The sequence below is a fragment of the Acinetobacter sp. YH12098 genome (genome assembly GCF_013419235.1).
Taxonomy (GTDB): Bacteria; Pseudomonadota; Gammaproteobacteria; order Pseudomonadales; family Moraxellaceae; genus Acinetobacter; species Acinetobacter amyesii.
The window spans coordinates 64162-85487 of sequence record NZ_VPAO01000011.1 but is presented as its reverse complement, the minus strand read 5'-3'; the positions used below and the strand labels follow the sequence as shown (position 1 = coordinate 85487).

18 protein-coding genes and 2 pseudogenes are annotated in these 21326 nt (G+C 40.6%); 9 read left to right on the top strand and 11 right to left on the bottom strand.

From position 1 onward, the window contains the following. The 4 genes and pseudogenes from FTU38_RS04970 to FTU38_RS17005 all read right to left on the bottom strand — a co-directional run. Window positions 1-101, bottom strand: a pseudogene (locus FTU38_RS04970) (helix-turn-helix domain-containing protein); the annotation flags it as partial. 17 nt (window positions 102-118) lie between these two features. After that, complete coding sequence (locus tag FTU38_RS04965; RefSeq protein ID WP_180110683.1) at window positions 119-736, bottom strand: HNH endonuclease; 618 nt, start codon at window positions 734-736, stop codon at window positions 119-121. A 4-nt stretch (window positions 737-740) separates the two neighbouring features. Beyond that, on the bottom strand, window positions 741-1898 hold the full coding sequence (locus FTU38_RS04960; protein ID WP_180110682.1) for an AAA family ATPase: 1158 nt from the start codon (window positions 1896-1898) through the stop codon (window positions 741-743). 201 nt (window positions 1899-2099) lie between these two features. Next, on the bottom strand, window positions 2100-2210 hold the full coding sequence (locus FTU38_RS17005; RefSeq protein WP_373683955.1) for a hypothetical protein: 111 nt from the start codon (window positions 2208-2210) through the stop codon (window positions 2100-2102). Between the two features lie 548 nt (window positions 2211-2758). Between FTU38_RS17005 and dhaK the strand changes: the two genes are divergently transcribed. From dhaK to FTU38_RS04940, 3 genes and pseudogenes are all read left to right on the top strand, one after another. Then, window positions 2759-4489, top strand: a complete 1731-nt coding sequence (gene dhaK, locus FTU38_RS04950; protein ID WP_180110681.1) for a dihydroxyacetone kinase subunit DhaK — start codon at window positions 2759-2761, stop codon at window positions 4487-4489. Window positions 4490-4713: 224 nt separating this feature from the next. Next, window positions 4714-5391: pseudogene (locus tag FTU38_RS04945) on the top strand (DUF421 domain-containing protein). Between the two features lie 602 nt (window positions 5392-5993). Then, on the top strand, window positions 5994-7181 hold the full coding sequence (locus FTU38_RS04940; RefSeq protein ID WP_180041200.1) for an ammonium transporter: 1188 nt from the start codon (window positions 5994-5996) through the stop codon (window positions 7179-7181). Window positions 7182-7256: 75 nt separating this feature from the next. Here the strand turns inward: FTU38_RS04940 and FTU38_RS04935 are convergent, their stop codons facing one another. Continuing rightward, window positions 7257-7955, bottom strand: a complete 699-nt coding sequence (locus FTU38_RS04935) for an HAD family hydrolase (RefSeq protein WP_180110680.1) — start codon at window positions 7953-7955, stop codon at window positions 7257-7259. A gap of 172 nt (window positions 7956-8127) precedes the next feature. On the opposite strand from FTU38_RS04935, the gene FTU38_RS04930 reads away from it, so the two are divergent. Beyond that, window positions 8128-8835, top strand: coding sequence for a phosphatase PAP2 family protein (locus tag FTU38_RS04930; protein ID WP_180110679.1), 708 nt, complete (start codon window positions 8128-8130; stop codon window positions 8833-8835). Window positions 8836-8865: 30 nt separating this feature from the next. Here FTU38_RS04930 and FTU38_RS04925 read toward each other — a convergent pair whose 3' ends face one another. The 5 genes from FTU38_RS04925 to FTU38_RS04905 all read right to left on the bottom strand — a co-directional run bounded on the left by FTU38_RS04925 (window position 8866) and on the right by FTU38_RS04905 (window position 15215). Beyond that, on the bottom strand, window positions 8866-10191 hold the full coding sequence (locus tag FTU38_RS04925; RefSeq protein ID WP_180110678.1) for an ATP-binding protein: 1326 nt from the start codon (window positions 10189-10191) through the stop codon (window positions 8866-8868). A gap of 19 nt (window positions 10192-10210) precedes the next feature. Beyond that, entirely contained in the window at window positions 10211-10879 is a 669-nt protein-coding gene (locus FTU38_RS04920) for a response regulator transcription factor (protein ID WP_078189962.1), read from the bottom strand. A 4-nt stretch (window positions 10880-10883) separates the two neighbouring features. Continuing rightward, window positions 10884-12554, bottom strand: coding sequence for a phosphoethanolamine transferase (locus tag FTU38_RS04915; RefSeq protein WP_180110677.1), 1671 nt, complete (start codon window positions 12552-12554; stop codon window positions 10884-10886). A 140-nt stretch (window positions 12555-12694) separates the two neighbouring features. Next, a complete protein-coding gene (locus FTU38_RS04910; protein ID WP_180110676.1) occupies window positions 12695-13801 on the bottom strand; it encodes a porin in 1107 nt (368 codons plus the stop codon). 127 nt (window positions 13802-13928) lie between these two features. Then, complete coding sequence (locus FTU38_RS04905; protein ID WP_180065314.1) at window positions 13929-15215, bottom strand: MFS transporter; 1287 nt, start codon at window positions 15213-15215, stop codon at window positions 13929-13931. A gap of 168 nt (window positions 15216-15383) precedes the next feature. Here FTU38_RS04905 and FTU38_RS04900 point away from each other — a divergent pair, with 168 nt between their 5' ends. From FTU38_RS04900 to putP, 5 genes are all read left to right on the top strand, one after another. Beyond that, a complete protein-coding gene (locus FTU38_RS04900) occupies window positions 15384-16019 on the top strand; it encodes a 1-acyl-sn-glycerol-3-phosphate acyltransferase (RefSeq protein ID WP_180010085.1) in 636 nt (211 codons plus the stop codon). A gap of 61 nt (window positions 16020-16080) precedes the next feature. Beyond that, a complete protein-coding gene (locus FTU38_RS04895; RefSeq protein ID WP_078189967.1) occupies window positions 16081-17004 on the top strand; it encodes a patatin-like phospholipase family protein in 924 nt (307 codons plus the stop codon). 99 nt (window positions 17005-17103) lie between these two features. Continuing rightward, entirely contained in the window at window positions 17104-17583 is a 480-nt protein-coding gene (locus FTU38_RS04890; RefSeq protein WP_180110675.1) for an NfeD family protein, read from the top strand. Window positions 17584-17599: 16 nt separating this feature from the next. Next, window positions 17600-18454: an SPFH domain-containing protein gene (locus FTU38_RS04885; RefSeq protein WP_078189969.1), complete on the top strand. Its 855-nt coding sequence runs from the start codon at window positions 17600-17602 to the stop codon at window positions 18452-18454. 211 nt (window positions 18455-18665) lie between these two features. Then, window positions 18666-20156, top strand: a complete 1491-nt coding sequence (putP, locus tag FTU38_RS04880; protein WP_078189970.1) for a sodium/proline symporter PutP — start codon at window positions 18666-18668, stop codon at window positions 20154-20156. Between the two features lie 194 nt (window positions 20157-20350). Here putP and FTU38_RS04875 read toward each other — a convergent pair whose 3' ends face one another. Beyond that, window positions 20351-21259, bottom strand: a complete 909-nt coding sequence (locus tag FTU38_RS04875; RefSeq protein ID WP_078193048.1) for a polyprenyl synthetase family protein — start codon at window positions 21257-21259, stop codon at window positions 20351-20353. Between the last annotated feature and the right edge of the window lie 67 nt (window positions 21260-21326).

Here is a 21326-nt window from a genome sequence, read left to right as displayed (position 1 = left end):
TGGGCACGTTGTCTTTCACGCCAATGTTTTGCATGTTTGGCCAGAAAAATGAGTCGTTCTCGCTGTTCTAAACTAAGTGGTACAGAAACAATCCGAGGCATGTGTGAACATCTGTTAACTAAAAAAACCTTTTCGCATGATTAGTTATTTTTGTCAACTTACAACTATCTAGACTACCTACTTCGATTCTCTTTAAATTAAAAAATTTAAAAGTGTAGCGGAGCTTAGGATGATAATTAATAATTTTATATCTTCTAAAAACATCTTTATCTATATCCAAACTAATCAGCTGGTAAAAATTAATATTTTTTTCTAATACAGGATGAATGAACAAATAATTATCTAAGGAAAAATCAACAGAATCATCATAATTCTTATTTGATAATAGATTATTGATGAAATCAACTCTAGTTCCCTTTTGAGATCCTGTATTGCATCTAGGGCATGATAAGGCTAAATTTCTATCATCAAAAGTATATTTTGTATAAACATCTTTAGGTAATACATGTTCTATATGAACAATAATGTCTTCATCTTCAGAAAATTTTCTTAAACAATATGAACATCTTAAATCAAAATCAGCTTTTAGCTTCTTTTTAATTTGCTGTTTTAAGCCTTTAAAAGATTTGCAATCCCAAGGTTTATTTTTACAAACACATGGGTGAGCTCTCGGTTCACCTTTTAAAGTTAGCTTAGGGTATATACATTGGTAATTCGAGAAATCTATAGAGCTCATTTGCTTAACCTCTTACAAATTCATCAAATATTTTATTTAGTGTATTTCTTTGAATATCGAGATCACATGCATCTTTGAGTTCATTAAATTTTTGAGAAATTTCATCATGTGTAATCCTTCCAAGATCATATTGATCGAGCAAATCTACACAATATCTCGATAAAAAAGAATTATCTGGAGTTAGAATACCAAATACTTCCCAATATAAAGACTCAATACTATAGTCTTCATCTTCTTCTATAACAGTTAAGTTTTGATTTACGACCTTAAATATTTTATATTCAATATTTCCTATATAGTCATCATATAATTTTTTTTGATTTACTTGAATTTTTGAAATAATTAGTGGCGAATGTGTAGCTATAAATATTTTCATATCATACAAATAAAAATAATCATATATCTTGACCAAGTACTCTCTTTGCCACTTTGGATGTAAGCTAATTTCAGGCTCATCAATTAAAATAATATTTTTTTCATTATTATTTAAACTATTATCCAAAAATAGCATCTGTGCCAAAAAATGAGACTCTCCTGAGCTTGCTCCATCCAACTTAAAACTTTGATTACCTTTAAATAGCAAGAAGTCAATTTTAATTATTTTCTTATTTGCAAATAATTCATAAAGTTTTCTAAAAATTGGCATTGTCTTGAGGTTTCTATCAAGATGCCCCCAATATCCAAGATCAAAGAAATATTCATCATAATCATTATATGGATGTAAAAATTCTTTTAATTGAATACAGAATGCTTCAAGGTCATCTAAATTATAGTCAATATAACTATGCGCATCAGGCACTTTAAATTTATTATATTTATCTATACTTCTAATAAAATATGTTAGAAAATCACCATCAAAATCTGGGTAGAATGAGATTAAAACACCTAGCTCTTTTTCATAACCTAAATATTCTAAGATATTATAGATTCTGTTATTTTCACTTAATATTGAATCAATTATAGTCTTCTTTAAAAAAAATTTTCCTGCTCTAGCACTTAATTTTTTATAGCCTTTTTGATGAAATTTATCAAAGACCGTATTTGATATTGCTAAAACACTTTTATTTTGCCTTAAATACTTTTGTCCTATAGAATTCAAAAGTCGGCTTTTACCACTCCCATTAACCCCCACTAAGAAATTTACTTTTGTATACTCTGTCATAATTTTTCACTTATTTAAATACAAATAAATTATAGTTTTCAAAAACTTAAAAAACAACATTCAAGTTGCGTTACTATTTTCTTACAAAAGATGACTGCTACACCTCAATTATGCAATCCCTCCTAACCTCCCTTTAAAAAAGGGAGGGACTGTCACGCAATTCAATAAATTCGCGAAAGTCCCCCTTTGAAAAAGGGGGAATTAGGGGGATTCTTTATGACAGTAATGATAAATAGCTTCCTCAACCCCAGCAATCTCCCTCAACACCTGCCCATTATCAAATCTCAGCACCTTCAACCCAAGCTGAGCCAAAGCCTCATCTCGAACTCGATCTGCCTCTAATTCTTCAGGCGAAAAGTGCTGACTACCATCGCACTAAAGCCTACATTCAAGCCCTCACCCCAGCCCTCTCCCAAAGGGAGAGGGAGCACCATCTAATTTAATAATCAGGTTAATTCAATAGTGAAAGTTCCCTCTCCTCTCAGGAGAGGGTTAGGGAGAGGTAAATCAGTCATGTTATTGCGTAAATCACGCGAGGCTTGTTTTAAATTTTTATTGTAGGGTTTCATTTTATTCTTCTATTTTAATATTTTTAATCCCTCCTAACCTCCCTTTAAAAAAGGGAGGGACTATCACGTAATTCATTTAATCACATGAAAAAGTCCCCCTTTGCAAAAGGTGAGAAGCGTAGCTTCGCAAGAGAGGGATTCTATCGAAGAATATATACAACTGAGACGTCAATTTTCCACCACACTCATCGATCAACTGCCCTTTTTTACACTTTTATGTCAGACACCACGCCAATTTCCTTATAATAATCACTTTAGATCTCCCCAAATTCATAACCCATTGGTGCATTAATGAAAAAACTCATGAACGGTGCAGAAAACATCGTAATTGAAATGTGCAAAGGCTTTGTTCTTGCCCATCCAGAACTCGCATTTAACGAGTCGCACAAAATCATTACACGCAAAGAAAAGCACAATAACGTGGCACTTATCAGTGGTGGTGGTAGCGGTCACGAACCTGCCCATGCAGGTTTTGTCGGTACAGGCATGTTAGACGCTGCTGTGTGCGGCGACGTATTTGCATCTCCGTCGCAAATTCAGGTTTATAAAGCCTTACAGCAAGTCGCAACTGACAAAGGCGTGCTGATGATCATCAAAAACTATTCTGGCGATATGATGAATTTCCAGAATGGTGCAGCCCTTGCAACTGAAGACGGTGTCAAAGTTGACTATGTCAAAGTGGCAGATGACATTGCGGTCAAAGACAGCCTCTATACAGTCGGTCGTCGTGGTGTTGCAGGCACAGTATTTGTACATAAGATTGCAGGCGCAGCGGCATCAAAAGGTTTAGAACTTGTCGAAGTAAAAGCGATTGCTCAAAAAGCTGCAGACAACGTCATTAGCCTTGGTTTTGCTTATAGCTCATGTACCGTTCCTGCTAAAGGTACGCCAACCTTCACATTGGCTGATGACGAAATGGAATATGGCGTCGGCATTCACGGTGAACCCGGCATCCGCCGTGAAAAAATCTTGCCCTCTAAAAAAATGGCACAGCGCATCGTAGATGATTTATTCCTTGACCGCCCTGACATGAAAGAAGTTGCAGTCTTGGTCAATGGCTTTGGTAGCACACCGCTGCAAGAGTTGTACGTCTTCAACCATGATGTATGCGAACACCTTGCACGTAAAGGCATCAAAATTTACCGCACATTTGTCGGCAACTATATGACCAGTATCGACATGAATGGTGCATCTGTGTCCTTGCTTGCTGTCGATGATGAATTGAAAACCTACCTCGATGCAGCAGCCAATACCCCTGCATTTAAAATGGATGGTTCAGCAGCACAGCCTTTAACTTTTGTATCCAAAGATGCTTCAGCCGAAGCTGTAGTAAACACCCAAGTTGAAACACAGCCTGAACATGCGGTGATTAGCAATGAGCAATTCACCATCGAAAACATGCGCTATGTGGTGGATGTGATGTCTGCCTGTATCATTAGAAATGAAGTGCCATTCTGTGAGCTGGACGCGCATGCTGGTGACGGCGACTTCGGTATGAGCGTGGCGAAAGGCTTTAAGCAATTAAAACGTGAATGGCAAAGTCTGATTCAAGCGCAGCAGATGGATGAATTCATGCTGAACTGCTCAATGATCATTATGGAACATTGTGGTGGCGCGTCTGGCCCAATCTGGGGTTCAGCATTCCGTGCGGCAGCGAAATCAATTCAAGGCAAATCAGTTTTAACTGTCGCTGATTTTGCCGAGATGCTGCAAGCAGCGGTCAAAGGCATTCAAACTACAGGTGAGCGTTCATTTGGACGCGGCGCAGTGGTGGGTGATAAAACCCTGATTGATGCACTTGTACCATGCGCAGATTCTTGGTCTGCCCATACCGATAAATCCTTTAAAGAAAACTTTGTACTTGGTGCAAAAGCGGCGGTTCAAGGCGCTGAAAATACCAAAGAGATCGTAGCGCGTATGGGACGTGCGGGAACTGTAGGCGACCGTAGTCTTGGCTATCCAGATGCTGGCGCACATGGTTTAGGTGTAATCTTTACGGATATTGCAGAACATATTAAATAACTGAGCATCTTTAAAAATTGCCAGACCACATCAAAAGCATCGATTCGTCGGTGCTTTTTTTATGGCTATTTTAAAGCACTTTTTTTCATCAAATATCTCATGCATACAATACCGTTAGCATGAAATCCATTTTCAAATAATGCTTAAAAATTAACACAATTGAGCTGCTTTATCGCCTAGCGCTTTGCTAAGTTAAAACATATAACGATAAAAAAGGATGAGACATGGATTTAGCCCAAATATTCATCCATGACACCACATGGACTTTTGCTGCCGAAGTGATTTTGCGTAGCGTCATTATGTTCGTTTTAATCATCGTATTCTTACGCCTAACAGGCAAACGCGGCGTACGTCAGTTATCCATCTTTGAAGTTGCCATCCTCCTTGCTTTGGGTTCTATTGCAGGCGACCCAATGTTTGAAGAGGAGCTCCCCCTCCTGCAAGCTCTCATTGTGATGACGGTGGTAATTGGTTTATACCGAGTAATCACTTGGCTCATGATGAAATACCAACCCTTTGAAGATTTAATTGAAGGCAAAGCCCTCTACATTGTTGAAGATGGTGAATTGGTTTTAGAAAAGATTAAACAAGGTAAAATGTCACATGATGAATTCTTCTCTGAAATGCGTCAGCAAAATGTGGAGCATCTTGGACAAGTTCGAGTTGGTTTATTAGAAAGTGATGGAAAATTTAGTATTTTGTTTTACCCACCTGAACAAGTGCGTTATGGACTGCCACTATTTCCGAAACCCTATAAAGCGGTTCGAGATATCAAAATGCATTAGCTGTATGCCTGTACGCACTGTGGCAAAACCATGTACATTCACGGTGCTCAGGATACCTGCCCGCGCTGCGGATGTTGTGACTGGGCTGAAGCGATTAATACACAGCGTTTAGCTTAAGCATTCAAGGCTAAAACTTTAAAATTCTTTGCCGCTTCAATTAAACACGTCATCAAAATACAGTAAGATCCAACGACCATCACCACAGACCCACCCTTCAATGTTTTATTCGCCATCTAAAAGTGCAGCAGCAGAGATTTCATTGGTTAATATCTGTGCATCATTTCAGTTCAGGCAAGACATCCAGCTTTCATCTTTTGAAGACTACAAGATGCTCAGACAAACTCCCAAAAATGTATCATGAGGAAATTTTCAGTTTTATTCTCGCACTAACATCTATCAATCAGATAAAAATACAAAATAATGAATTGCCCTGAATTAACTCAGAAATGGCGCAATTTGTTTTTCATTTTTTAAACAGATTCTAAAAACATAGTTTTTCACTTAATAATCATTCATTTAATTTTGTCATTGCAAATCACCATTGCACTATTTTAGTGCATTGTTGTCATACTCATGCAAGTCTTTGCTTTATATCGAGTCTTCTACATTTTTTAGTTTTTTTAATCAAAATTTCCCTCTCTCACTCCTCTTTTCGAAATTATTCCGCTCGATATACTGAACTTCTTTTCGTGAACTAGCGCACTAAACTGGAACACCTTATGCAAAATATAGATCTCCTCTTTCTCCTTCTTGGTGCAGTCTTGGTTCTTGCCATGCATGCTGGCTTTGCATTTTTAGAATTAGGTACAGTACGACATAAAAATCAGGTCAATGCGCTGAGTAAAATTTTGACTGACTTTTCTATTTCCGCAATTGCATACTTTTTTGTGGGTTATTACATCTCTTATGGTCAGCACTTTTTCCATATTGGGGACACTTTAGCAGCCGATCATGGCTACAACTTAATGCGTTGTTTCTTCCTGCTGACTTTTGCCGCAGCCATTCCAGCGATTATTTCAGGTGGTATTGCTGAACGTGCAAAAATGCGGACTCAAGCGATTGCCACATTATTATTGGTCGCTTTGGTCTATCCATTCTTTGAAGGCATGGCATGGAATGGTAATTTTGGGCTACAAGCATGGTTAGAACGCACATTTGGCGCAGCCTTTCATGACTTTGCAGGTTCGGTCGTGGTACATGCCATGGGCGGTTGGATCGCTTTAGCTGCAGTACTTTTACTCGGTGCGCGTCATGGTCGTTACAAAAAAGATGGCCGTATCAGTGCGCATCCACCTTCAAGTATTCCTTTTTTGGCACTCGGTTCTTGGATTCTCATTGTCGGTTGGTTTGGCTTCAACGTAATGAGTGCTCAACGCCTTGATGCGATTTCAGGATTAGTCGCGATTAACTCTCTCATGGCGATGGTCGGTGGCACATTGGCGGCAAACTTCATGGGTAAAAATGACCCGGGCTTCCTTCACAACGGCCCATTAGCAGGTTTAGTCGCTATTTGTGCAGGTTCTGACGTGGTTCATCCTGTAGGCGCATTAATCATTGGAGCAATTGCTGGAGTTATTTTTGTAAAATTATTCACTTACACGCAGAACAAACTCAAAGTTGATGATGTACTCGGCGTTTGGCCACTACATGGTGTCTGTGGTGCTTTCGGTGGTATTGCAGTGGGTGTATTTGGACAAAAATGGTTGGGCGGTTTAGGCGATATTTCAATGATCTCCCAATGTATCGGTACGCTGCTGGCGATCGTGATTGCATTGGCAGGTGGTTTCATCGTTTATGGTCTACTCAAAGTCACAATGGGCATTCGCTTAGATCAAGAAGAAGAATTCCGTGGAGCAGACTTAAGTATTCACCGTATTTCGGCAAACTCTGAAGAAAACATGTTCTAAACAGCACAATCTAAAGCGGCATTTATGCCGCTTTTTTTACCCTGAACTTCGCTTAAAGCTTGAGTTTAAATCACCTTATTTTAGAAAATCTAAGACCTGATCCAAATGCTGAATTTTATTGGGAATGCTGTGCTGTTGTTCTGCACTTAAAGCATGAAAGCCTTCAAGCAAAACGGCAGACATCCCTGCTTGGCTCGCACCATAAATATCATTGACAGGATGATCACCAATAAATAAACACTCGGTTTCAGCCACGCCCAATTCACGACAACTATGCTGAAATATTTCAACTTTGGGCTTACTGATCCCGGCACTTTCCGAGCTGATGATCTGATCAAAATACGATGCAAAACCTAGTCCATTTAAAATGTTCAGTCGTGTGGCATGTCCACCATTCGACACCACCGCCAATTTATACTGCTGTTGTTTTAGTTGCTGCAGCAAGCTCAATGCCCCAGGCATCGCCACGGCAAACTGACCGAAGTACTGAAACCAAAATTGTGTCAGCTCATCAAAATCGGGTTGATGTATCCAATTCAGCTCCGTTTGTAGAGCATAAGCGACAGATGCCCCAATACTCGGATGAGTAAGGAGTTCTTTTTTCGGATATCCCCCATTATCTATACGATTAATAATACGTTTAATCTGTACAAGGTCTACCTCCACCAGCGTCGACTGATAAGACTTGGCTAAATACTGCGTATACGCCTGAACGCTGTGATCTCGGTGAGTCAAAGTATTATCTAAATCAAAAAGGACTGCACGTATGCTCATAAATCTTTATTACTGAGTTTTCAAAAACTTTAACACAATGCCCGTTTTGCTTTATGCACCTTCTTCACTATCGATATCAATACAGTTCAAATAGCCGATTAAGTCTGATTTAAGCTTCGTGGTTTCAAATAGCAGCATTCAAACAAAATAATTTCAGCACATCACACGACTTATGCTCTCGAACCGTTTCTTTTTATTACGGCAAGCCCTGCTGCTCACACTCAGTTTGGTTGGCCTCCTTTATGTTTTCCCCGTCGGTGGTTCGCTCGACCAAGCTTTTATTCAGCCTTGGGTCGACCTACATGGTGGTTTTCCTCATCGTAATGATTGGGCACTTGCTGTGCTGAACCATCGCTATATCAAGAATATCGTCATAGGTGTGTATGTCCTGTATATCGCAGCATGGATATGCAGTTTTAAATATCCATATCTGAAAGCTCGCAAGTTTGAATTTGGCTATTTTATCGTGGTGGCTCTACTCAGCACGGCAATGATTGGTTTACTCAAATCACAATCTGCACATGCCTGCCCTTGGAATATGACCGTCGCCACAGCCCAAGGCTTTTCTTGGGATTTTTCAGCACGCCAAGGACACTGCTTCCCGGGTGGCCATGCTGCGACTGGTTTTGCCTTAATTACGGGATATTTTGTTTATCGAATACATCGACCTGCCCGTGCGTACTTCTTTTTATCTGCTGGGCTGATTTTAGGCTTTGCTTTTGGCTGGGCGCAAATGATGCGGGGTGCGCATTTTCTGAGTCATAACCTTTGGACCGTATGGATCATTTGGGCCTTTAACACAGTCATTTATACATTTGGCTGTCGTTATCTACCCACAGAAAAAATCAAAACTGCCTATAAACACTTTGAATGGATATAGGCTTTATTCGCAAGGAGTAAATTAAAATAATTAGGAGTTTAAAGGTCTTAGCGGAATCTGAATCGTTACTTTCAACCCACCCAGCGTTTCACTTTTCGCAAAATCTAAACGTGCACCAATATGCGCAGCGGCCTTATCCACGATCGCCAAGCCTAAACCACTTCCAATTTCTTCATGATTATAAATTCGATAAAAGCGTTTTCGAATTTGCTCATATAAAGCTGGGTCGATGCCAGGCCCACTATCTTCAACCTGTACAACCGCCTGCCCCGCATGTTCAAAGACGGAGACATTAATCATGCCCTGTGCAGGGGTATATTTAATGGCATTATCAATCAAATTAAAAATGATTGAATGTACCGTTGGCTCAAGACTATATAAGGCAATGCTCTGTTGTTGCTCCATCCCAAGGTCAATATCTTTTTGCATAGCCAAATGTACCAGTTGCTCCACGCAATTGGTTGCGACTTGCTTAAGATCAAAATGTTGTTTGCGCTCAAGTTCAAAGACCGAGGCGTCTTGTTTTGCCAAACTCAATAATTGACTGACCAAATGCTGAATACGAATTAAACCTTTACTCAAATTTTGTAGAGCGTCATCTTGTGGAAATTTTTGTAGCAAAATCTGCATTTGCAAATTCAGTGCGGTAAGCGGGGTCCGTAACTCATGCGCTGAGTCAGCAATAAACTGGCGCTGTTCCTGCTGTGACAATGAAATCCGTTCAAACAACTGGTTCATTTCAATAATGGTCGGCGCAATTTCCTCTGGATACGGCGTTTGAGAGATTGGAGAAAGTTCAAAGGCATCCCGTTTTGCCAGTTCTTTTTTAAATTTTTCTAGTGGGTTTAAGCTGCGTTGAATCAACCATCCCAAAGCGATTAATGCAAAAGGTATAAAAACCAAATAGGGAATAAACATACTACTGGCCAATTCTGCTGCAAGATGCTGCCGAACCGATTCTTGCTGACTAACCTGAATTTGCCGATCTGCGAGTGGCAAAATATAGGTATGCCACTCATCCTGTTGGGTTCTGTGGGTATAAAAACCGGCTTTGGGCTGAGGCGCGACCAATAATTTTAATTGATGGGTTTGATGCGCATTGGATTGATAAGTCCATACATCGACAAATAAATCTTCTTCGTGATAACGCTTATGTTGATCAAATTCGCTGCGAATGGGCTGCGGATCATGCTCTGCAACACGTTCCGCCAAATTTTGCATTTGCGCATCTAAAATTTCATTAATTTCTTCAAGTGCAATTCGATAAGCTGAAAACACCAAAAGACAGCCCAAAAGCATACTGAAAACAGAAACATAAATAATTAGTCTCTTTTTCAGAGAATAAGGCTGCTGCATGGTCGATAATTCCTTTGCCTTAACCGAGTCGATAACCTAAACCACGTATGGTGCGAATAAAATCTTTGTCTAATTTTGTTCTGAGATGATGCACATACACTTCAATAGTATTACTGCTGATATCACTATCAAAATCATAAAGCTTATCTTCTAAATTGGCTTTCGAAAAAATCTTATTCGGATGCGTCACCAGTGGAATCAATATGGCCCATTCACGGTTAGATAAATCAACATATTGCCCCTTATAGCGTGCAAGATGCTGCTCAATATCTAAAATCAATTCACCATGTTTTAAAATTTTCTGTGGTGCTTCGACTGAACTCAGCCCTGTGCGTCGAAGGAGTGCATGAATCCGTGCAAGTAATTCATCAAACTCATAAGGCTTGATCAGATAGTCATCTGCCCCATGGTTTAAACCATCTACACGATTTTGTAATTGATCACGTGCCGAGATGATTAACACTGGCAATTTAGGCTGCATTTGACGAATTTGTTTCAGGACTTGCATACCATCCATCATCGGCAAACCCAGATCTAGCAAGACGATATCAATCCCCCCTTGCATTATGAGCTTTAAGCCATCGATACCATTATTCACCCACTCGACTTCAAACTGTTGATAGTTCAACAAGGTTTTAGTCGATTCGGCAATCATGAAATCATCTTCAATAATAAGTATTTTGTGCATGGGCTTAAGTCCTGCGCTGTACTGAAGTACATTGTTGCAACATATTGTTTTTTTCATCAATCACTTGAGTCTGCACATCGAGCAAATTCAATAGCGATGGAAATAGATTATCCTGACTTAATTTTTTGCTTTTTTGTGCCATTAAACAAGTATATTGCGCTGAATTATTTTTTTGCCAAGCCGGTGAAAACCACATCAACATCGGCACATGCGTTTGCTGTGACGGTGCAATTGCATATGGAGAACCGTGTAAATACAAGCCATGCTCACCGGTCGACTCGCCATGATCGGACAAATACCACAGTCCTGTTTGATAGTTGTTAGTCACTTTTAAGGTGTTAATCAATTCACTCAGCACATGGTCGGTATAGACAATACTGTTGTCATAACTATTTATTAACTCTGTCGAGCTACATCCCTGTATGGCATTGCTATTACAGGTTGGCTTAAATTTTTGAAACGCTGCGGTACTTCGTTTGAAATAAGCAGGGCCATGACTGCCCATTTGGTGTAATACAATTAAACGGGGAGTTGGATCTGCTTTGGGGATCGAAGCCAAATATGCCTTCAAACCATCCACCAAGATTTCATCATGACATTCGCCATCGGCATCACACCACTTTTTCTTTAGTGCTTCAGGAAATTCATATTTTTCAACACGTGTGCATGTGCCCTTACAGCCTGAATTATTATCTAGCCACGTCACCTTATAACCTGCACGCTGTGCAATATCGAGTAAACCTTCGCGATGACTTGCAAGCTGTTCGTCATATTCGGTTCTCGGCATACCTGAGAACATACAAGGAACAGACACAGCGGTTGCGGTGCCACATGAACTGACTTGGCTAAAATTGATAATATTTTGCTGACTGAGTTCAGGATTGGTATTTTTAGCATAGCCATTGAGTGAAAAACTTTCCGCGCGCGCAGTTTCACCGACCACCAAGACCATCAATTTTGGTAAGCTTTTGGCGCTTACGTTTTCAACCATATGTGCATCTTCACCATAGATCAGCAATGGCAAATCCTGTTTCGGTGCTTTTTTGTGATAATAGGAAAAGGTCGAAGCGATACTGTTTTGTGGTGAGAGCATGCCTTTTAAGTCACGATGCTCACGAAAAATCGCAGCATAATCGACAAAATAAACAAACAGCAAAGCACTCATGAGGATGAGCGATAACACTATATGTAGCCCCTTTTTGGCAACAACTGTGCTTAGGGCTTCTTTATGCAGTGGCAAAAGCCAGATCAATAGCACTGGCAAAATAACCAGTCCAAAGACCCAGATAAAAAATTGTGGCGAGATTAAATCCTGCACTTCCTTTACATCTGTTTGCATCATGTTTTGTACTTGGTCAGATGTAATGGTCACGCCTAAACTATTGACAAAATAGGCACTCAAGCCACCAATGATCAGCAAAACACTCGCCAAAAGTTTTGAATTCCATCGCCATTGCAGTAGTTGCATCAACACATTATAAAGTGCCACCACCACCAGTACGGTTGCCGCTAAAAATAGTCCGGCCTTCAGACCCGTATAAGGTGTGAGCTGCTGGATTTGCTGATAAAACGCGAGGTTCAAAACCACCCCAAGCCATAAGGCAAGCACGAGGTTAAATTGACTTAAACTAAGTCTTGGAATTTTTTGCTGTATTTTAGCTATGACCTGAAGCATATTGGCATCAATTATTGATCTTTGATGCCCTAATCTAAAAATTCAAACTTAAAAATCACTTAAAACTGATCAAAACCATGCAAGAAAAATAAAAAAAGGTGATGTAAAACATCGCCTTTTGAACAACTTAAATCAAGGTCTTAGAATTTAAATTCTAGACCTGTACCTAGAACAGGTTGTTCGCTTTCATTAGAACCTTGTTCAAGTGCTAAGTAACCTGCATAACCATAAGCTTTCACTTGTTTGCTAAATGCATAATCTGCACCTGCAATGAATTGCTGAGCTTCGTAATCATCACCCACTTTATAGGTCGTGGTATTTTGACTATATTGTGCTTTTACTGTCCACGCTTTTGCAGATGGTAGATTGTATTCTGCACCAACTAACCAACCTTGAGCATCATCAATATTTGCTGCTGCAACATCATTACCTTTAGCAGCCTCAACCTCTGATGTTTGATACAGTGCTTTGAGTGCCAAACCACCCTCAAGATTTACACGACCAATCGCACGAACGGTATTTGCAGCAGCAAATGCTTTTGTACCCGCAACTTCAGGACTTTCAGCATTTAAGATCCCTACGCCACCAAAGTTCGATGGAATGGCTTTGTCATACGCTAAACCTGCGACAACAACGGGGCTGTCATAGACAACAGACGCCGACCAAGCATCGCCAAGACCACGACCTGCAGTTTTTACTACACCTTTGTCGCTCTTGATTCCTGAAGATTCACCTGTTGCAAGCAATGCATTAACTTTAATTGCACCTTCAGCAATTTTAAATGCTGGTGATTCATAGACAACAACGTTATCTACACGGTTCTCACCCGTCATGATGCCTGTAACATCAGCACGGTTACCCACGTAGTTGTTGAATGTATCAACCGGACTAGACAATTGTTTTAATGGGGTATCGTGTGCACCAACTTTCAATGTACCAAGTTTCGCATCTTTCAAACCAACGAAGCGGTTACGCTTAGACCAGTCATCGCCTTCGCCGTCTGAGTTAAATGCCCATTCAATTGCATAAACTGCGCTTAAACGGTCTGTCAGTTTTTCATCGCCCTTTAAACCCAAGAAAGAACTGTTTGAACTTATTTCAACGACATCTTTGTCTGAAACACCCGTTTTATTATCTTCAGGTAAATAATCAACAGACGCATCAATTTCACCGTAGAAGGTTGGTGCTGCAAAGGTTGACCCAGCCAAAAGGCTCAATGCGATAGCCGCTGCTAACTTAGTTTTCATCAAAAAATTTCCTTAAATTATTTTGTAACAGATATTACACACGCGAAACATATTACAAAATTATTAAAATAATATTTGCATTGCTCTTTTAGTGCTTTAGCTGATAAAAAACAACCAAAATCATGATTTAGAAGTGATTTTGGTCATTTTTTGATGCTTTTCCCCAAAATAGAATCGGGACTAAGCTCAATGCAGCCAAACCTGTGATCCAAAATAAATAAGTGCTATAACCCAACTGATCGGCCACTATGCCACTGATGCTATACAGCCCCCCACTCACCGTCGCCATAATGGCAACCTGAAATGTAAAGTCCGTTGCTGCAAATGCTTTACGACTATATTGCATCACCAAAGTCAGCATGATCACGAGCAGCATGGCTGAAATCATGTCTTCGGCAGCATTGATCCCATAGATCAGCCATTCATGAACCTGCCGTTTAGCCTCGAACTGTAAAGCCAGCCATGCATAGGCCAATAAACTGAATATTTTCAATACCGAATAGAAAACCAAGGCCTGCGCCCGAGAAATATACTTCAAGCTTAGACCTGCAAGCCCCGCCCCAATTAAAGCAGCCACCGCACCTAACATGGTGACATACAGACCGATTTGACTAAAACTCAATCCTAAATCGACCATCAGCGGCTTAAGTAAGGGTCCTGCCAGACCATCTGCAAGCTTAAAACTCAATAAGATCATGAGCCACAGTGTGAGGGTTTTAGTTTGAGAAAAATAAGTCAAATACTGGCGAATAGCGTAGAACAAGGCTGAAGTATGCTTATGGTTGTTATCATTCTCTTGAGAGGAAATTATGTTGAGCTGTGGCTTTAAAGGTTCTCGATAGAGAAAAATAGGAATCGTATTGATGAATACCAATGCCGCTAAAAACAGAAATGTGGCTTGCCAATCCAACCAATCCAAGGCCCAAAGCACAGCACCACCACCGACGATAAAACCGAGTCTTGAACCAATCACCTGAAAGGTATTGCCCCAGTGCTGTTGGTCAGTTTTTAAAATATTGACAGCCAAGCCATCGGTTGCGACATCTTGAGTCGCACCGACCAAATTCATACTGAGTAAAGCCACAAAAAACAGCAGCAGATACATCGGTTCATTCAAGCTTTGGATCGGCAAAAAAGACAGGAAGACCAAGACCACCACGGACAACAACTGCATTGGAATAATCCAACTCCGATAGTGCCCTTTGGACCTTGAACCATGTCGATCAATCCACGGTGCCCAAAAAACTTTGATCGACCATGGCAGCATGAGTAATCCAAAGCCACCAATATGCGCCAAAGACACACCTTGCGCTCTTAAAATCACCGGTAAAGCATGTGTCATAAAACCGACAGGTAACCCTTGCGCCCAATATAAGGAAAACAGTAAAAGATAGAGCTGACGAAGCTGGATCATAAGTTCCTAAATGTTGAATGCGCTGAAGTTACATTTAGAGTAGTCAAAATGCGGCTATTTTGCCAATGATCTAAAAAAATCATCGACCTAAGATAAGGTCAATGCTGATGCCGTACTTTTAAATGCGCATCACATCGAAAATGGATTTCACCTATATAAGAATATGCAATGAATCAAAAGACTCAATTATTTCCAGTTTTGCCCGATCAAGTTCCATCACGCGGTTCCATCCTGAGCCGAACAATTTTTAAAAAACTTTTCTTGGCACAAGGATGGAAATTTGACGGCGAATTTCCAAACCTTGCCAAAGCTGTGGCAATCATTTCTCCGCATACTTCTAATATAGATGCATGGCACGGCTTTCTCGCCTTGCTTGGGATCGGGATAAAAATAACCATTTTTGGCAAAAACACCCTTTTCAATACTCCCTTAAAACCACTTTTGGATTGGGTCGGCGTGATCCCTGTGCAGCGTGAAAATCCACATGGACTGACGCGTGAAATTACTGAGATTGTCCAAGCGACAGATCAAATTTGGATTGGAATGGCACCTGAGGGAACACGAAAAAAAGCCGATAAAATCCGCAGTGGTTTTTACTATATTGCCTATGAAGCACAGATACCAATTGTGATGTTTAGCTTTGATTATGCAAAGAAAACCATTCATTGCTTGGGTGTTTTTGAACCGAGTGGAGATTTTGAAACTGATCTCGAAAAAATTTTGAAGATTTATGATGGCAAATTTTCCCCGAAAAATCCCGAATGGTTGGCCTTGCCGTTACAAAAGCACTGGAAAAAGCCCTAGTCAAATGGCTATTTTTTTGATGTGATGTGCACTTTGTATATTTAACAATCAGATTTCACACATGAAACTTTTGCATTACCTGATTCCTAGCCTCTTTGTATTGGCACTCACTGGCTGTGATTCTGCAACCAAAACACCTGCGACCACGACACCTACACCAGCCAAAGCACGTGAACCGGTGATCGCGATTGCGCTCGGTGGTGGCGGTGCCAAAGGTTTTGCTCATATTGGCGTGCTTAAAGTACTCGAATCACATGGTATTAAACCTAAGATTGTGACTGGGACCAGTGCGGGTAGTTTTGTCGGTAGCTTGTACGCCAGCGGTAAAACACCATATCAAATGCAGCAATTGGCCCTGAACTTTAAAGAGTCCGATATTCGTGACTTAACCTTAAATAGCCAAGGCATTATTCAAGGGCAAAAACTGCAAGACTTTGTCAATAAAAACGTCGGCAATAAATCAATTGAACAATTTCCAAAGCGCTTTGCTGCTGTAGCCACCCGTTTAGATAATGGCAGTAAAACTGAATTTAACCGTGGTAATGCCGGCCAAGCGGTACGTGCATCGTGCAGCATTCCGAATGTATTTGTACCTGCAACCATTGCAGGGGTGAAATATGTCGATGGTGGCTTAGTCAGCCCAATTCCAGTGAAAACGGCACGTGATATGGGTGCAGATATCGTGATTGCGGTGGATATTTCTGCGCGTCCTGATGGTAGCAAAGCCGTAAGCATGTTTGGTTTACTCGATCAAACCATTAACATTATGGGACAACAAAGTATTAATGAAGAACTAAAAAATGCCAATTTCGTGATTCAACCTAAAGTGGGACATATTGGCACACTCGATTTAAAGTCGAGCAATGCGACGATTTTAGAAGGTGAAAAAGCCGCACAGCTCAAAGTGAATAGCATTATTAAGGCGATCGATAACTTTAAACAGTCCCCTGCGGCCTTTAAACCAGCACCAAAAGCGAAAATATAATTCAACGATTTTTTTTATATTCATTGAGTTATACATCTGCTACATTGATATAGATACTGGTTCATCTATATCAATTCACCCTTATATAAGAGTAGATGTATGGAATTTATTTTAGAACCTTGGCACTGGTTTGTATTGGGCGTCGTTTTGATGCTTTTTGAACTGATTTTGCCGTCTTTTGCTGCGCTATGGTTTGGCGTTTCTGCAATTTTGGTTGGGATCTTATATTGGATCTTTCCATCCATGGACTTTAATGTCCAAATTGTGGTTTGGATTATTTTTGCCGTGCTCTGCACATTTTTGTGGTTCAAATTTATTAAGCCTTTATCCATTGATAAAACCAAAGCAGGTCTGTCGCGTGAAGCGACGATTGGCCAAGTGGGTATGATGATTCAAACCCAGCTCAATCATGGCAGCGTTAAAGTTCGCTTCCCGATGCCTGTTTTAGGTTCAGACGAATGGCATTGCCGTACCCAAGATGCACTTCAAGTCGGTGATCGTGTTCGCGTGACCGATATTTTAGGCAATGATTTAGTCGTCCAACTGCACAGCAGCAACCACCCCACTGACAATCCATAAATAAGTGAGAAATGACATGTCTGGTGTTTCTATTGTTTTTTTAGCGCTCTTAGTTTTTGTAGCCGTCACCATTTTTAAAGGTGTCCGTATTGTTCCCCAAGGTTATAAATGGATTGTTCAGCGTTTAGGTAAATACCATACAACGCTCAATCCGGGACTGAACTTTGTGATTCCGTATGTCGATGAAGTGGCTTATAAAGTGACAACCAAAGATATCGTGTTAGATATTCCTTCTCAGGAAGTGATCACACGTGACAATGCGGTACTGCTGATGAATGCTGTGGCTTATATCAATTTAACCACGCCTGAAAAAGCAGTTTACGGTATTGAAAACTACACATGGGCGATTCAAAACTTAGTTCAAACCTCTTTACGTTCAATTGTCGGTGAAATGGACCTCGATGATGCACTTTCATCGCGTGATCATATTAAGGCTAAACTTAAAGCTGCTATTTCTGATGATATCTCTGACTGGGGTATTACGCTTAAAACTGTAGAAATTCAAGATATTAAACCTTCTCATACCATGCAGGCTGCAATGGAAGAGCAAGCAGCAGCGGAACGTCAACGTCGTGCGACTGTGACCAAGGCAGACGGTGAAAAACAAGCGGCTATTTTAGAAGCAGATGGTCGTTTAGAAGCCTCTCGTCGTGATGCAGAAGCTCAAGTTGTATTGGCAGAATCGTCACAGCGTGCAATTGAAATGGTGAGTTCAGCCGTCGGCGATAAAGAAATTCCAGTTGCGTACTTACTGGGTGAACAATACGTCAAAGCCATGCAAGATATGGCTAAATCTAATAATGCCAAAACTGTGGTATTACCTGCGGATGTACTTAACACCATTCGTGGTGTGATGGGACGTAATAACTAAATCTTCGCATTAATTAAAATGGGTCGTGACATACGGCCCATTTTTATGCCCAAAACAAAAAAGAAGGCAAAGTTTGTGAATTTATGTTTAAATTTCACGTTATTTTTTTGACGTTTTAGGACTTATCGTTCGATTTCACCTACTTGGCTTAGGCAAATCCCATTGAGTCCCCTAATTAAACGCAATTGTCCAACGCCAAAGCGGATACCGTATGAGCTCCCTGAATCCCACCCTAATTACCTTTCTCTTTTATATTGTCGCCATGGTCGTGATCGGTTTACTTGCATACCGTGCGACCAGTAACTTTTCTGACTACATTTTAGGTGGCCGCCGATTAGGGAGCTTTGTCACTGCCCTTTCTGCAGGTGCATCGGATATGAGTGGTTGGTTGCTCATGGGTCTTCCGGGGGCGATTTACCTTTCAGGTTTATCTGAAATGTGGATTGCAATTGGTCTGATCATCGGTGCTTGGCTCAACTGGCTACTTGTGGCAGGTCGTCTCCGTGTACATACCGAAGTTCAAAATAATGCTTTAACCCTACCTGACTATTTCTCAAATCGTTTTAACGATCAAAAGAAAATCTTACGTATCGTGTCTGCTGTGATTATTTTGATTTTCTTCGCAATTTACTGTGCTTCAGGCATGGTTGCAGGCGCTCGATTATTTGAAAGTATGTTTGGTATGTCGTATAGCACTGCGCTTTGGATCAGTGCCATCGCAACAGTGAGCTATGTGTTTATTGGTGGCTTCCTTGCTGTCAGTTGGACCGATACCATTCAAGCGGGCTTTATGATTTTTGCCTTGCTGCTGACACCTATCGTGGTCATGTTGTCGTTCTCTGATTTAACCCAATTCACTCTGGCACTTGAAGCAGCACGCCCTCAAGCCATGGATGTATTTGCTGACTTAAGTTTTGTCGCAATCATGTCTTTATTGGCATGGGGCTTAGGCTATTTTGGTCAACCGCATATTTTAGTGCGCTTCATGGCAGCAGATTCAGTTAAATCGATTCCTAATGCACGCCGTATTGGTATGACATGGATGACGCTCTGCCTCGGTGGCGCAGTTGCAGCAGGCTTCTTCGGTATTGCTTATTTCCAACAGCATCCAGAACTAGCAGGTGTCGTTACAGCTAACCCTGAAACGGTCTTTATGGAATTGACTAAAATTCTATTTAACCCATGGGTTGCAGGTATCGTATTGGCTGCGATTTTAGCTGCCATCATGAGTACCCTCAGCTGCCAGCTTTTAGTCTGTTCAAGTACCTTAACTGAAGACTTTTATAAATCATTCTTACGTAAAAATGCCTCACAAAAAGAATTGGTTTGGGTCGGCCGTTTCATGGTGTTAATGATTGCGTTGCTTGCGATCTATATGGCGGGTAATCCTGACTCTAAAGTCCTTGGTCTCGTCGCATATGCATGGGCAGGCTTTGGTGCTGCATTTGGCCCACTGATTATCATGTCATTGTTCTGGAAACGTATGACATTGAACGGTGCTTTAGCCGGTATGGTGGTTGGTGCAGTCATGGTCATTCTATGGAAAAACCTGTGGGGCGATACAGGCGTTTATGAAATTATTCCTGGCTTCATCTGCTCACTACTTGCAATCATCATTGTGAGCTTAATGGGCAAAGCGCCATCTGCTGAAGTCACTGAAAAATTTGAAGAAGCGGATCGTATCTATAAAGAAAGTATTTAAGACCAATAGTACTTAAATTAAATTTCTAAGTTATAATATCTGCAAAAAAGGACGCTAGGCGTCCTTTTTTGTTTTTATCATGTCATCCATTTAGATATTACTTAGAGGTTTATTTACTTCTATTTCAAATGTACAAAATATAAAAAAGCCCACAACATGTTGAATGTGTGGGCTAATGTCTTTACTGCGTCATATTAACTTTGACGTTTTAATAAAAACTGCGTGATCTTGTGTAATTCTGCCGCGTCTTCTGCAAAATAATCCAAAGCTTGAAGCGCTTGCGCATGTAATTCTTCTGCATAAGCTTGGGCTTGCTCGAGACCCATTAACGCAGGGTATGTGGATTTATCCACTTGTTGATCTTTACCTGCTGTTTTACCCAATGCCTCAGTATCAGCAATAATATCTAAAATATCATCTTGCACCTGAAAGGCTAAACCAATCGCAAGACCAAATTCGCGGAGTTTAGGAATAGCTTGATCTGTGCCATTAAATATTGTCACTGCCGCCATCATGATTGCTGCAGAAATTAAAGCGCCGGTTTTATTTCGATGAATATTTTCCAGTTCATCCTGACTGACGTGTTTGCCTTCCGCTTGTAAGTCTAGGACTTGTCCATTGACCATTTTTGAAGTTGCAGTCGCTAAAATTTGCATTTGCTTTAAGATAATCGGCGCTTCAACGGCTGGGCCTTGATCAAAAAGACGACTGCCTAAAACTTCAAAAGCCATCGATTGTAAAATATCGCCAGCAAGTAAGGCCGTATCTTCACCAAAAGCCACATGACAAGTTGGTTGACCACGACGAAGTAAATCATTGTCCATACACGGCAAATCATCGTGTGCCAATGAATAGCAATGAATAAATTCAATTGCCACCGCAGCACGGCGTACTGCTGCAAAATTGGTATTGGGTTTTAATGCTGCTGTTGCATAACAAAGTGCCGGTCGAACACGTTTTCCACCCAACATCACAGCATGATACACCGCCCCTTTTAAGGGTTCTGGAATTGAAAATGCATCTAGCGCTGTCAGTAAATCCTGCTGAATACGCTGCTGCGCTTCTGTCAGGGCATGTGTGGAAACGTCTGTTAAAGAAGACACATTCACCTCAAATACTTTAAATATTTAACTGCTTCGTTCATTAGCAAATTGACTGCCAATGTTTTCT

Coding starts and splice junctions, on each gene's coding strand:
- FTU38_RS04965 (WP_180110683.1), bottom strand. CDS start 736: ATGAGCTCTATAGATTTCTCGAATTACCAATGTATATACCCTAAGCTA.
- FTU38_RS04960 (WP_180110682.1), bottom strand. CDS start 1,898: ATGACAGAGTATACAAAAGTAAATTTCTTAGTGGGGGTTAATGGGAGT.
- dhaK (WP_180110681.1), top strand. CDS start 2,759: ATGAAAAAACTCATGAACGGTGCAGAAAACATCGTAATTGAAATGTGC.
- FTU38_RS04940 (WP_180041200.1), top strand. CDS start 5,994: ATGCAAAATATAGATCTCCTCTTTCTCCTTCTTGGTGCAGTCTTGGTT.
- FTU38_RS04935 (WP_180110680.1), bottom strand. CDS start 7,955: ATGAGCATACGTGCAGTCCTTTTTGATTTAGATAATACTTTGACTCAC.
- FTU38_RS04930 (WP_180110679.1), top strand. CDS start 8,128: ATGCTCTCGAACCGTTTCTTTTTATTACGGCAAGCCCTGCTGCTCACA.
- FTU38_RS04925 (WP_180110678.1), bottom strand. CDS start 10,191: ATGCAGCAGCCTTATTCTCTGAAAAAGAGACTAATTATTTATGTTTCT.
- FTU38_RS04920 (WP_078189962.1), bottom strand. CDS start 10,879: ATGCACAAAATACTTATTATTGAAGATGATTTCATGATTGCCGAATCG.
- FTU38_RS04915 (WP_180110677.1), bottom strand. CDS start 12,554: ATGCTTCAGGTCATAGCTAAAATACAGCAAAAAATTCCAAGACTTAGT.
- FTU38_RS04910 (WP_180110676.1), bottom strand. CDS start 13,801: ATGAAAACTAAGTTAGCAGCGGCTATCGCATTGAGCCTTTTGGCTGGG.
- FTU38_RS04905 (WP_180065314.1), bottom strand. CDS start 15,215: ATGATCCAGCTTCGTCAGCTCTATCTTTTACTGTTTTCCTTATATTGG.
- FTU38_RS04900 (WP_180010085.1), top strand. CDS start 15,384: ATGAATCAAAAGACTCAATTATTTCCAGTTTTGCCCGATCAAGTTCCA.
- FTU38_RS04895 (WP_078189967.1), top strand. CDS start 16,081: ATGAAACTTTTGCATTACCTGATTCCTAGCCTCTTTGTATTGGCACTC.
- FTU38_RS04890 (WP_180110675.1), top strand. CDS start 17,104: ATGGAATTTATTTTAGAACCTTGGCACTGGTTTGTATTGGGCGTCGTT.
- FTU38_RS04885 (WP_078189969.1), top strand. CDS start 17,600: ATGTCTGGTGTTTCTATTGTTTTTTTAGCGCTCTTAGTTTTTGTAGCC.
- putP (WP_078189970.1), top strand. CDS start 18,666: ATGAGCTCCCTGAATCCCACCCTAATTACCTTTCTCTTTTATATTGTC.